Genomic DNA, 12,576 nt, shown 5'->3' on the forward strand with positions numbered 1-12,576 from the left:
AGCGGAAAGAGCCTTCGCGGGGAACCGGCCGTCAGGCCGGGCGGAAGGCTCTTGCAGCGCGCGGGGCAACGCCCCACTTGTTATTTTGCATCATAGCGCATGACGCACAAAAAGGCTATTGACTCCGCAAGTCCGAATCTCTATATTTCGCATCATGGCTGATGATGCAAACATTTACATAAGACTCGGCGATGCCGCCAAGGTGTCAGCAGGGTACCCCCTTCGCGGAGCGGCGGATGCGTTAGAGCCGGGAAGCACGCATCTCATCCAATTGAAAAACACTAACCCGGATGACGACATCGACTGGGCGGGCGTGTCGGCGGTTACGCTGCCGTCGAAACGTGTACCGTCATGGCTTACTGACGATGATGTTCTCTTCGCAGCGCGCGGTACGCGGACACTTGCCTACCCGCTCTCCAATGTTCCGCCAAAAACGGTTTGCGCGCCGCAATTCTTTGTCCTGAGCGTGCAAAAGCCTGAAGCGCTCTCACCGCACTTTCTGGCATGGCAGATCAATCAAAAACCCGCTCAAGACTATTTTCAGCGGAACGCGACGGGCTCCTACATTCAAAATATCCGCAGGAGTGTGTTGGAAGACCTCACCATCGCGGTGCCGCCGAAGGACAAGCAGATGATGGTTGTCGCCTTCTGGAAGGCCGCCCAGCGTGAGCGTGCCGTCCTCACGCAGCTCATCGAAAACAGAAACTCTCAACTCGAAGCACTGGCCCTCGGCCTTGCACCCAAGAACCCGGAGGCTTGACTATGAACGCACAGATTAAACAAGACGACATCAACAAAGCCGTGTGGGAGGCATGCGATACCTTCCGCGGAACTGTCGATGGCGCTGTCTACAAAGACTATATCCTGACCATGCTGTTCCTGAAATACATCAGCGATGTATGGCAGGATCACTATAATAATTACAAAAAGGAATATGGAGACGAGCCCGAGCTCATTCATGAGATGCTGAAAAACGAGCGTTTCGTTCTACCGGCATCCGCAAATTTCTATGAGCTTTACAAACATCGGCATGAGCCAGGCAACGGCGAGCGTATTGATAAGGCGCTGCATGCCATCGAAGAAGCTAACATCGCAAAACTGCGGGACGTATTCCAGGACATCAGCTTCAATTCAAACAAGCTGGGCGAGGAAGCGCAGAAGAACGAGCTACTCAGAGACCTGCTTGAGGATTTTGCCAAGGACAAGCTGAACCTCTCGCCAAGCCGAATCGGTAAGCTGGATATTATCGGCAACGCCTACGAGTTTCTGATCAAACAATTCGCGGCAGATTCCGGGCGCAAGGCTGGTGAATTTTATACACCGCCGGAAGTCTCCGAGTTGATGGCCGAATTGGTCGCACCCAAAGAGGGCGATGAGATCTGCGACCCCACCTGCGGCTCCGGTTCACTTCTGATGAAATGCGGCAAGCGCATTCAAATCCAGAACAAAGGTTCGAAGAAATACGCGCTCTACGGACAAGAAGCGATCGGCAGCACTTGGGCGCTCGCCAAGATGAACATGTTCCTGCATGGCGAGGACAATCACCGCATCGAATGGGGTGATACGATTCGCAATCCCAAACTGCTCAACAGCGAAGACAGTTTGAAGCACTTCGATGTGGTGGTCGCCAATCCGCCCTTCAGCTTGGAAAAATGGGGGCACGGCACGGCGGACACGGACAGGTTCGGTCGGTTCCGGCGCGGCGTCCCGCCGAAAACGAAAGGCGATTACGCCTTCATCCTGCACATGATCGAAACGATGAAACCCAAAACCGGACGCATGGCCGTTGTTGCCCCGCACGGCGTTTTGTTCCGGGGCTCATCGGAAGGAAAGATCAGGCAGAAGCTGGTCGAGGAGAATATGCTTGATGCGGTTATCGGCCTGCCCGAGAAGCTATTCTACGGCACAGGCATCCCGGCGGCGATCCTCGTCTTCCGCAAAAAGAAGACCGACAAGAACACGCTGTTCATCGATGCCAGCCGGGAATTCATATCCGGCAAAAATCAGAATCAGCTTTCTGAAGAGAACATCACTAAGATCGTGAAGACCTACCAGGATCGGGTGAGCGTCGACAAATACGCCTATCTCGCCACACCGGAAGAGATGGCGGAGAACGACTATAATCTGAATATCCCCCGCTACGTCGACACGTTTGAGGAGGAGGAAGAGATCGACCTGATGGCGGTACGGGCCGAACGGGTCAAGCTGAAGGCAGAACTCGCCGAACTGGAAGATCAGATGGACGGCTTCCTTAAAGAACTGGGGTATGCCGTATGAGTGAAGAGAACCAACAGGGCGAACCGAGGGGCGAGCTGATCCTCTATCAAACCGAGGATGGGCAGGCCGAGATCAATCTGCGGGCCATCGACGGCACAGTTTGGCTTACCCAGGCTGAATTGGCGGAACTCTTCGCTTCTACGCCGCAGAACATCACGCTTCACATAAAGAGCATTTATGAAGACGGTGAACTCACCGAAGAGTCAACTCGTAAGGATTTCTTACAAGTTCGATTGGAGGGTGAGCGGAACGTCGAGCGTCAGCTAAAGCATTATAATCTCGACATGATTCTCGCGGTTGGCTACCGCGTCCGGTCTCCGCGCGGCGTTCAGTTCCGCCGCTGGGCCAATACGGTTCTCAAGGAATACCTCGTCAAAGGCTTTGCCATGGATGACGCGCGGCTGAAACAGGCCGAGCGCTGGGATTACTTTGACGAATGGCTTGCGCGCATCCGGGACATCCGCGCCTCGGAAAAGCGCTTCTATCAGAAGGTCAAAGACCTCTACACGACAGCAATCGACTACGACAAAGATTCAGATGAGGCGCAGCTCTTCTTCCAGAAGGTGCAGAACAAGATGCTGTGGGCCGTTACCGGCCATACGGCCGCCGAACTGATCGCCGGACGCGCCGATCCCGACAAACCCAATATGGGCGTGATGTCCTGGAAAGGCTCAATCGTTCGCAAGGCCGATGTCACCATCGCCAAGAACTACCTCAATGCTGAAGAGATCGACGAGCTCAACCGCATCGTCACCATGTATCTCGACTACGCGGAAGACCAAGCCAAACGCCGTGCACCTGTCACCATGGCGCAATGGGCCGACAAGCTGGATTCATTCCTGTCCTTCAACGAACGCGATGTACTGACCCATGCGGGAAAGCTGCAAATGAAGGTCGCGCAGAAGCTCGCCGCAGACCGCTACGATGCATTCGACGTCAAGCGCAAAGAGGCCGACGCCCTCACTGCTGACAAACAAGATATCGAAGCCCTCGAAAACCTTGCCAAGGAAATCGAAGGCAAGAAAGGCGGTGGCAAATGATTCCACCAGATTGGAAACTCTCAACGCTTGAAGAGCTAACAGAACCATCGACACCAATCAGGTATGGGGTAGTTCAGATTGGGCCGCATGTTCCAAATGGAATCCCCATTGTTCCTATCAAGCACATCGATCGCATTGGAAGCGCAGAACTTCACCATGCTTCCCGGGACATTGAAAAGAAATACAAGAACAGCCGAGTCAAAGGCGGCGACATTCTCCTCTCTGTAAAAGGTACAATCGGTCGCGTAGGCATCGTCCCAGAGCACTTTGTGGGCAATATTGCACGTGAAATCGCCCGCATCCGACCCAACCAAAAGGTAGAGGCACGTTTTCTCGCACAACTCCTGGCGGCAGCACATACACAACGAAGAATCGAGACGGCAACGGTAGGAACAACACGGCGCGAATTCTCAATTGCTACGGTTCGAGATTTTCAAGTCGCGGTTCCTTCACGCAAAGAGCAGTGCCGTATTTCAGATATACTGACCACTTGGGATCGAGCGATTGAAGCAACTGAAAAGCTGATAGCCAACAGCGAACTGCAGAAAAGAGCGCTGATGCAGCAACTCCTCACAGGCAAAAAACGCCTGCCAGGGTTTCATAATGACTGGAAACGGAAATCGTTGGCTTCATTAGCGACGATTAAAAAAGGAACACAAAAATCCAAGGCTACTCTTCAGGATGAAGGGATATATCCAGTCATTAATGGAGGTGTTAGCCCATCTGGCTACACAGACGAGAGCAATACTGTTGCTGGTACAATTACCATCAGCGAGGGTGGTAACTCATGCGGCTACGTCAGTCTAATTCAGACTGAATTCTGGAGCGGCGGTCATTGCTACACGCTCAACGACCTTAAAATCAATCGAGACTTTTTGTTCTCTGTCCTGAAATGGCTTGAGCCTAAAATCATGCGCCTTCGTGTCGGCTCTGGTCTTCCCAACATTCAGAAGGGTGCAATTTCCCAGTTGGAAATACCTCTTCCTGAACAGGCAGAGCAGGTCGCCATCGCTGACATTATGAACGATCAGCACGCGGTGGAATCAGCCTTTCAATCTGATCTTGAAAGGTTGAAACGGGAAAAGGCAGCTCTGATGCAGCAGCTCCTTACGGGAAAGCGCCGCGTCAAGATCGGGGAGGAGGACACCGATGTTTAATACGCTTGCCAAGTTGATGCTCACAGGGACAGCGCTTGCGCCGGTCGCTCTAGTCTATGCCTGGGTACTCTACGCAGACGGTAATTGCGACTACGCGCTCTATCTTGTTGGCGCATCGGTCGCACTAGTCATCGTGATGCTCTGGCTTTTAAAATATTCCAAGACTCACCTTGAGCGCTCCCAATTCAAAGTCACGTCCATCGAGGCCGCTGACCGTGAACACATTACTTTTATACTTTTGTATCTTTCGCCGTTGTTTGCAGCAGAGTTCGGCGATTTGAATTGGAACGTACTGATCCCAACTCTGATCGTTTTCTTGCTCGTTATCAGCACGGGATATGGATACCACTTCAACCCGCTTCTTGGGCTTCTTGGTTGGCATTTTTACAAGGTCAGCACCGAAGAAGGCGTTTCCTACGTCCTGATTACAAAGAAGGAACTGCGCTCGGCCAAGCAGTGCCTCACCGTAGGGCAGCTCACCGAGTACATCGTCATTGACCTTGCCGAGAATGGAGACGCCGCATGACACTCCTCGCCTATTGCAAGAACGCGCAAGGGAACGTGGTCAAACGTATCCCGATGACCAATCCGGTGCAGCAAGACATCGAAGCGCTTTTTACGAACCAAGAAGCTAGCTTTCGCGCTAATCGACCGAACGAAGTGGCGTTTGATGGGGACTGGAACCCGGATGACGACGAATTACTGACGCTTGATGTTATGCCGGAGGCAGACGTTCTGATCCAGGCGGCAGCAGGCAATGCGCTCGCACTTCCGGTTATCGATACGGCAAACTTTGAGGCGGAAGGTATAAAGGCGATCTTTACCAGCGCCGGAAACGCTGGCGCTATGCGGCTTCGCATCCAACGCTTCACAGGACAGCAGTTACTCAATCGTCGCCGCGCTCTACTTCTTCAGAACAATAATTTCCGGGAATTGGCGGAAACCGCCTTCACGCTGGGCACTAGTCTCACCTGCGTGATTGAAAACGGCCTGATCAAATTCGACAGCTATCATAATCTGCGGGCTATCTTCGATCTAACTGTGTTCTTCGAAGAAGCAACAGATGACGACATCGACGATCTTTCTGCTCATGCGTCGCTCAACATTGCAGACCTTGATACCTTCAAGGGCGACGCCACGCAGACGATTAGAAAGCTCGTCCATAAGGTACTGAACTCCGGCGTTCTCGATCAACATACACCGCATGAGATTCAGCAGAAGGCCGCCGGTGCAGGACTGGCGCTTGCGCTCAACAACGGCGTCGTCGAAGTCCCCCAGGACAAAGCGCTGGCGCGGCAGTTCTTCCGCTTCTTGGATGACGGCCTTTACGAAGCTCCGTTGAGCGGCCAGCGGTACATGACAAACTCGAAACGGGCGATCTGAGAATGAATGAAACGCCCAACACAGCAGAACAATATTCGGCGCACATCCCTGCTCTTCAGACCCTGATCTCCTTGGGCTGGACGTTCATGTCGGCAGGGGAATGCGCCAATCTGCGTGGCGGCAACAAGGCAGTCATCCTCAAGAGCGTCCTAATTGATGAGCTCAAGAAGCGACGCTTTGAATACAAGGGGCAGACCTATCCCCTTTCCAACAACGCCATCGACCAGATCGTCCGCGATCTGTCAGCTCCGCAGATGCAGGAAGGCCTACTGACGGCAAATGAGAAGCTTTACAATGCGCTTACGCTTGGCGTGACCGTCACCGAATTTGTCGAAGGCAAGAAGCATTCAGCGACCGTCCCGATCATTAATTGGGCAAATCCGCAGGCCAACAGCCTGATCGTCACTGAAGAGTTCGAGGTTCTGGCAACCGATGGCATCCATACGCGTCGCCCGGATATAGTGTGCTTCGTGAACGGATTGCCGCTGGCAATCATCGAAGCAAAACGACCGGATTCCGGCAATCCGAACAAGTCGATGGTCGATGAGGGCATCAGTCAGTCGATCCGGAACCAAAAGCCCGACGAGATTCCCAATCTCTTTGCTTATTCGCAACTTCTCGTTTCCGTCAGCGGTACCGATGGCCGGTACGGAACGACCAAGACGCCAAAGAAATTCTGGGCGAAATGGTCTGAGGAGGAGTTCGAAGAAACGCTTTTCTCCAAGGTCAAGAATGCGCCCTTATCCGACATGGCAAAGCGCGCTCTGCTCGTGGGTAAGCCGAAAGCCGTTCAGCATCACTTCGAAAAACTCTGGTCGAAAATCCAGTTTGTCACTGACCAAGACCGCTTGCTGATCAGCTTGCTATCACCGGAACGACTTTTGGAATTCGTTCGATATTTCATCATTTTCGACCGCAAGGTTGGCAAGGTTGCCGCCCGCTACCAGCAGGCTTTCGGGATCAAGGCACTGATCGATCGGATTTCGACAACACGGCCTGATGGTGGACGCGAAGGCGGCGTCATCTGGCATACGACGGGTTCAGGCAAGAGCTTCACGATGGTCTTCCTGTGCAAAGCGCTGCTACTGCGCCAGGAACTGGCGCAGTGCCGCGTCCTTGTCGTGACCGACCGTATTGACCTCGAAAAGCAACTTGCGCGGACATTTCTTACAGGCGGCGCGATGGGAGCGTCGAACGCTACCAAAAAGGATGAAAACCGGGCCAAGGCCTCGACCGGGCGAGACCTCGCCAAACGGATCGGCAAGGGAAACGAGCGGATCATCTTCTCCATTATCAACAAGTTCGGTACCGCGTCCAAACTTCCCGAATGCTACAATCCCAGCGAGAACATTATTGTTCTGGTCGATGAAGGGCACAGAAGCCAAGACGGCGAAAACCATGAACGGATGAAAAAGGCGCTGCCTAATGCGGCCTATGTCGCGTTCACCGGCACGCCGCTTCTGAAGAACGAAAAAACGACCAATAAATTCGGGCCGATAGTGCACGCATATACGATGCAGCGCGCGGTCCAGGATGGAACGGTGACCCCCCTTCTCTATGAAGAACGCCGCCCGGTCTTGGACATCAATGCGAACGCCATTGATAACTGGTTCGACAAGATCACAGTCTCCCTGACGGATAAGCAGAAGAGCGATCTGAAAGAAAAGTATGGCAAGAAGGGCCAGCTCTACGGCTCAGCCAACCGTATCGAGCTAATCGCCTGGGACATCGCCGTCCATTTCAATGAGAACTTCAAGAAGCTCGGCAAAGATCTGAAGGGGCAACTAGCAACTGACAGCAAGCTCTCCGCCGTTCGGTACAAGAAGGCACTCGATGCGACGGGCATCGTGACCAGCGCCATCGTCATTTCCTCACCCGATACGCGGGAAGGTCACGAGGAGGTGGACGAGTCTGAATTGCCCGAAGTCCAGCAATGGTGGAAAGAAAACGTCAAAGGCGACCCTACTGAGTATGAGCGGCAGATCATAGAAGATTTCGGCGAACCTGGCCCGCCTGATATTCTTATTGTCGTCGACAAGTTGCTCACCGGCTTCGACGAGCCGAAGAACGCGGTGCTCTATATCGACAAGCCCCTCAAGCAGCACAATCTCATTCAGGCAATTGCCCGCGTAAACCGGCTGCATGATCAGAAGAAATTTGGCTTGCTGATCGACTACCGGGGCATTCTCAAAGAGCTGGATACTGCGATCACCGAGTATCGCGATCTCGCCGAACGCACACAGGGTGGCTTCGATGTCGAGGACATTGAAGGACTCTATGCCAACGTGTCGACCGAATATAAGCGTTTGCCAGCGCTTCATGCGGCGCTGTGGACTATCTTCAAGGACGTAAAGAACCGAGCAGATCGGGAACAATACCGCCAGATACTCATCCCTCATTTTAGTGCGGGCGATGGCGACGAACCTGTCGATCTCAATCAGAAGGTTCGTGAGGACTTTTACGAAGCGCTCACCGAATTCGGTATGTGTCTCAAAATCGCGCTGGGCTCCCGTGCTTTCTATGAGGACAGCTCGTTTTCGGAAGCCGATATTCAGACTTACAAAAGCGATCTTAAATTCTTCAGCGAACTGCGGCGCACGGCCAAGCAAGATGCGCAAGAGACCGTCGATTTCAGTGCATATGAGGATCAGATCAGGCGGCTGGTTGATCGCCATGTCGTTGGCGAAAGCATTAAGGATGCTGAAGGCGTCTACATCGTCAATGACCTGGGCATGAAAGAAGAACCCGAAAATTGGTCTGAAGAGAAGACGCGGAACGAAACAGACATTATTCGTTCGCGGCTGAAAAAGACGATTGAGCAGGAACTGGCCGACGATCCGTACGCCCAGTCCTATTTTTCGGAATTATTGCGCAAGGCTATCGAAGAGGCTGATGCGCTGTTCGAACACCCATTCAAGCAATATGCCCTTTTCAAGGAACTTGAAGAGCAGGTTGCTAACCGCTCGGTGTCGGGCATCCCGGAGGCGCTATTAGGCAATACCCATGCCGCCGCATATTACGGGGTTTTGAAACTTGAAACCGGCGAACGGGAGCTTTCTCAAAACGCTCTGAATGAGCTGATCGATTTGAGCCTTGCGATTGATGAGATTGTCTCCGTGGCTGTCGCTGAGAATTCTCTTAACCCGCAAAACATTGAGGCGTCGGTACGCAAGAAGACACTCCCTCTGCTTTTCAAAAGCCAAGGGCTCGATGCTGCCAAGAAAATTGTCGAACAGATCGTCGGCATCATTCGCCTCGGGCTCTCAAGGGGTAAGCTATAAGATGCAGCCCGCGATTTCTTATGGCGACAGGCGGATCGAATATACGATTTCGACAAATGCGGAACTCCGCGAGCGGGTGCGCATCCATGTGCATCCCAATGGCACCGTCGAGGTTGAAACCCCACTTGGCAAAACGGACAAGGAAATCGCTATCGCCGTCCTGAAACGGGCACGCTGGATTGACAGTAATCTAAGGCAGTTTGAGCGGCTGCGAGAGCATTCCCTTCCAAGGCAGTATGTGAGCGGCGAGACCCATTTCTATCTGGGTCGTCGTTATCAGCTCAAAGTGATCGGAGGCGTTCACGGTTCGTCATCCGTGCGCATGAAAGCCGGTCAAATCCAGGTTCAGCTTCCCTGCCCTGATCCAGCGGCGGTGAAGCGCCGCCTAAACGAATGGTACAAGTCGCGGGCGAAGCTCTATTTGCAGGATCGCCTCTGCCAGATCGCTGCGGATATATCTTGGGTTGATGTGCCGCCACCGATCAAGCTGGCAAAGATGAAAACGCAATGGGGAAGCTGCTCACCGGCAGGCCACGTCTATCTGAACCCTATGTTGATTAAGGCACCGCGTGAGTGCATCGACTATGTGATCGTGCATGAGCTTTGCCATTTACAGGAGCACAATCACAGCAAGCGCTTCTATGCGCTGCTTCACAAAGAGCTGCCGACTTGGAAGCATATCAAGGCCAAGCTCGACGGGATGGCAGAGCTTTTGCTGTCCGAGTGAATGTGGGCGGATTGGAGCACCTGTGACGTCCTAGCCATGGGGTGCCGGGGAGCTTGGAGGCTCCCTGGCTGGCGATCAATCGGCCAGTCGATCGTGCATGGCCCGGTGCAGGTGGAGAGGCATATCTCCAGGTCCTGCTCGCGGGGTTCAGGGGGTGACGATACACCCCTGATCGGGTCCAGCGCCGACGCGCTGGCGGCATCCAAACGGCGAACGGTTGGTCAGGATTGCACAAGGGCAGAAGCGCCCTTTGCTCGATGGGTGCAGGGAGAGCGAAGTCTCCTTGCGAGTGGTCAAGCGGCGATACGGTTGATGGTGCATAAGAGGTTCGATGCCTCGTGATGCGCCACGCCTGGGGGATGCAACGGGGGCGCGCAGCGGCCCCCTTGCCAAGATTGCGGGTACTACCCCGCACATCTTGCGATCAGCGCTAAGTCTGGGCCGCCGGTGGGGAAGCGGCAAACTAGCCTTCAAAAGGATCAGCCGCCGGGTTCATGCACCTATCAAAATGGCGCTTGTGATAGACGACCCTACCATTCCTCAATTTGCTTGTGACATTCAGATACACGACGGCATTGTTCTTCGTAGAGATATCAGCATTTATGACCTCTTCGGTGTTGGGATATGAGGCTATCGGCCGAGAGCGAGCGAAATCTGTATAAGCGCTGGGGAGGATGCATGCTTTACTATATGCAAATTTCCATCGATCTGCATGGATTTTTCGATGTACTCGAAGCCGCCCACTACCGGGTGGGGTTTGGGGTTGGCGGCAAGCACCGCGCCGTCAAGGGCAAACTGAAAGACCGCGCCAGCAGTGCCGGGCGATCTTTCAGTCATTCGTGCAGGGGGGGATCAGGCTTCGCTTCGTTCCCCATCAACCGGCACCAGGAAGAGGACGCCGTTGCGTGACACCAGGTCGGTCGGGATGATGTCGAGAGCGATGACAGCCCCCTTCTTGTCACCCTTTCGTGCCCAGGCTGCACCGATTTCTTTCGGGCGGGCGAGGACATCCTGTCCCTTGTCATCTTTCCCGGTGATGCGGGAGAAGGTCACGCGATAAAGCGGTTTTTCGTTTGCGGTTGTCATGTCATTTCCTTTCTGTATGGCAGCCGAACCATCCGGCCGATGCAGCGGAAAAGACCGCGCGGCATGAGCCGCGAGCGTCACGGACAACACGGGAGCGAAGCGAACGGAGCGGGCAGTCCATTGACGATTGCGGCACCGTCGGTCACGCGCATCGAAAACGGACGGAATGGCTTCGGACGCACCACCAAAGGAAACTGGCCACGCCTCGAATGCGCTACCCGGTGACAATTCACTTGCCCGGCGAAGTGGGCGGATTCAGTATCGACTTATCCAAAGAAATGAACGGGAGGCGCGCATGAAGATCAAACGATGGAGTGCGGATGATATTGAGCTTCTCCTCGGCGCACGCGTCAGCTGGAATGGCTATTCACATTGGGAGGCTGTCAGCGCGAAGGAAACCGATGAGGGCTGGATATTGATCCTCGAGAACCCGGACGGGAAATCGAGAACGCTGTCACCGGGACAGATGGCGAAAGGACCGCTTGTGCGGCGGCCACGTCAAACACTTGTCAGGAATGGCAAGCTAAGACCGATGGCGGAACTGAGAGCAGAAACCTATCGAAGCCTTCACACGCTCAGACTGACGATGCGGACCAATTACGCCTGAGCTGAACGCGATCCGCATTTGGCACCTGCTTAGAAAGCGTTGCCTTGGCCACGCCGGATTCGTGCGTTTCCTAGTTGGGAATAAAACAGCGGTAGTCCGTGTTCCAGTCACAAGGACGTAGGCCCGCACCACCACTACTCGTAATGCGTGGACATTCGCCTGACGCTCCCGCGCCGCCGCCCTGAACCCATTCATTGTCAGCCAAAGTGAAGTTGAAACCGGCATGAACGGCCGCCAGGTGCCTGTCACCTAACAATGGTAGTCTGGCTCCATAGGTGTCATAGCAATCCGTGACAGCAGTGGCATAGGTGCCGTTGCCTTCATTCGCATTCTGCATGCATCCGAGATTTGTCATCTCGGTGAAGCCAGCCGGGCAGCCACCGCCGCCCCCGCTACCAAAATAAAAGACATCCCCGTCCGTAATGTAGTCAGCTATGTCACGGGTACAGGAGGCTGTACTATTGAGATTCTGAATCCCGGAGTAGTTTTTTGTCACAGGATCAAAATTAATACGAGAGGCGTTATTAACACCAGGAAGTCCATAACGGACATATCCGCCGTCTTCACCACCATTGTATAAGATATAGGAATTGCTACCAGAACCATCACAGAGAATGACATCAGGCCAGCCTGCCATTAAAGCAGAACCTGCTCCCCCACCCCCTGAGCCGCCCATTTCGACCCAATCGGTATCGTTGCAATAATAGAGTTTGTTTTCGACGCCATCATAGCGGGTCTGACTGGCCACACCGGCGGGGCCTGTACAATCAGCGACTGCTGGTGAAGCGCCACCAAAAACCAGAAATAACAATATAAAAACGTATCTATTCATTAATGCCATTGTACATTGTTAATATTATTACAATCAACTCATAATAATATTTTAACTAAAACTTGTACCATTCGTCGCATGAGAAACGCGGCCTAAGCCGCAGTTTCCTTAGGGTCCAGACTCATTCAGACCCAGAACGCGATGAGAGTGGCAAGCGCGACAGCGGACAGGAAGTTGCGGGCGAGC

The 12,576-nt window shown here is 53.7% G+C and carries 11 protein-coding genes; 9 read left to right on the forward strand and 2 right to left on the reverse strand.

Annotated features, from left to right (window positions below):
• The first annotated feature begins 154 nt into the window (after positions 1–154).
• From LC343_RS20455 to LC343_RS20490, 8 genes are read left to right on the forward strand one after another with little or no spacing between them, the layout of a single operon-like run.
• The gene (locus LC343_RS20455; RefSeq protein WP_223479036.1) at positions 155–760 is read left to right on the forward strand and encodes a restriction endonuclease subunit S domain-containing protein; all 606 of its coding nucleotides are present in this window, start codon (positions 155–157) and stop codon (positions 758–760) included.
• A gap of 2 nt (positions 761–762) precedes the next feature.
• Positions 763–2,277 (forward strand): type I restriction-modification system subunit M, encoded by a 1,515-nt coding sequence (locus tag LC343_RS20460; RefSeq protein ID WP_223479037.1) that lies wholly within the window; start codon positions 763–765, stop codon positions 2,275–2,277.
• Positions 2,274–3,317 carry a virulence RhuM family protein gene (locus LC343_RS20465; protein ID WP_223479038.1) on the forward strand — a complete coding sequence of 348 codons (1,044 nt, stop codon included), beginning with the start codon at positions 2,274–2,276 and terminating at the stop codon, positions 3,315–3,317. Before LC343_RS20460 ends, LC343_RS20465 begins: the two co-directional genes overlap by 4 nt.
• A complete protein-coding gene (locus LC343_RS20470; RefSeq protein WP_223479039.1) occupies positions 3,314–4,474 on the forward strand; it encodes a restriction endonuclease subunit S in 1,161 nt (386 codons plus the stop codon). The genes LC343_RS20465 and LC343_RS20470 overlap by 4 nt, the downstream gene beginning before the upstream one ends.
• Positions 4,467–5,000, forward strand: coding sequence for a hypothetical protein (locus LC343_RS20475; RefSeq protein ID WP_223479040.1), 534 nt, complete (start codon positions 4,467–4,469; stop codon positions 4,998–5,000). The genes LC343_RS20470 and LC343_RS20475 overlap by 8 nt, the downstream gene beginning before the upstream one ends.
• Positions 4,997–5,857: a hypothetical protein gene (locus LC343_RS20480; protein WP_223479041.1), complete on the forward strand. Its 861-nt coding sequence runs from the start codon at positions 4,997–4,999 to the stop codon at positions 5,855–5,857. Before LC343_RS20475 ends, LC343_RS20480 begins: the two co-directional genes overlap by 4 nt.
• Before the next feature lie 2 nt (positions 5,858–5,859).
• A complete protein-coding gene (locus tag LC343_RS20485) occupies positions 5,860–9,138 on the forward strand; it encodes a type I restriction endonuclease subunit R (protein WP_223479042.1) in 3,279 nt (1,092 codons plus the stop codon).
• A 1-nt stretch (position 9,139) separates the two neighbouring features.
• Positions 9,140–9,865 carry a M48 family metallopeptidase gene (locus LC343_RS20490; RefSeq protein WP_223479043.1) on the forward strand — a complete coding sequence of 242 codons (726 nt, stop codon included), beginning with the start codon at positions 9,140–9,142 and terminating at the stop codon, positions 9,863–9,865.
• 852 nt (positions 9,866–10,717) lie between these two features.
• Here LC343_RS20490 and LC343_RS20495 read toward each other — a convergent pair.
• Positions 10,718–10,951, reverse strand: coding sequence for a hypothetical protein (locus tag LC343_RS20495; protein WP_223479044.1), 234 nt, complete (start codon positions 10,949–10,951; stop codon positions 10,718–10,720).
• Positions 10,952–11,246: 295 nt separating this feature from the next.
• On the opposite strand from LC343_RS20495, the gene LC343_RS20500 reads away from it, so the two are divergent.
• A complete protein-coding gene (locus LC343_RS20500; RefSeq protein ID WP_223479045.1) occupies positions 11,247–11,558 on the forward strand; it encodes a hypothetical protein in 312 nt (103 codons plus the stop codon).
• Positions 11,559–11,628: 70 nt separating this feature from the next.
• On the opposite strand, the gene LC343_RS20505 is transcribed toward LC343_RS20500, so the two are convergent.
• Complete coding sequence (locus LC343_RS20505; protein ID WP_223479046.1) at positions 11,629–12,390, reverse strand: hypothetical protein; 762 nt, start codon at positions 12,388–12,390, stop codon at positions 11,629–11,631.
• Between the last annotated feature and the right edge of the window lie 186 nt (positions 12,391–12,576).

This window comes from Oricola indica (genome assembly GCF_019966595.1).
GTDB classification, from domain to species: Bacteria; Pseudomonadota; Alphaproteobacteria; order Rhizobiales; family Rhizobiaceae; genus Oricola; species Oricola indica.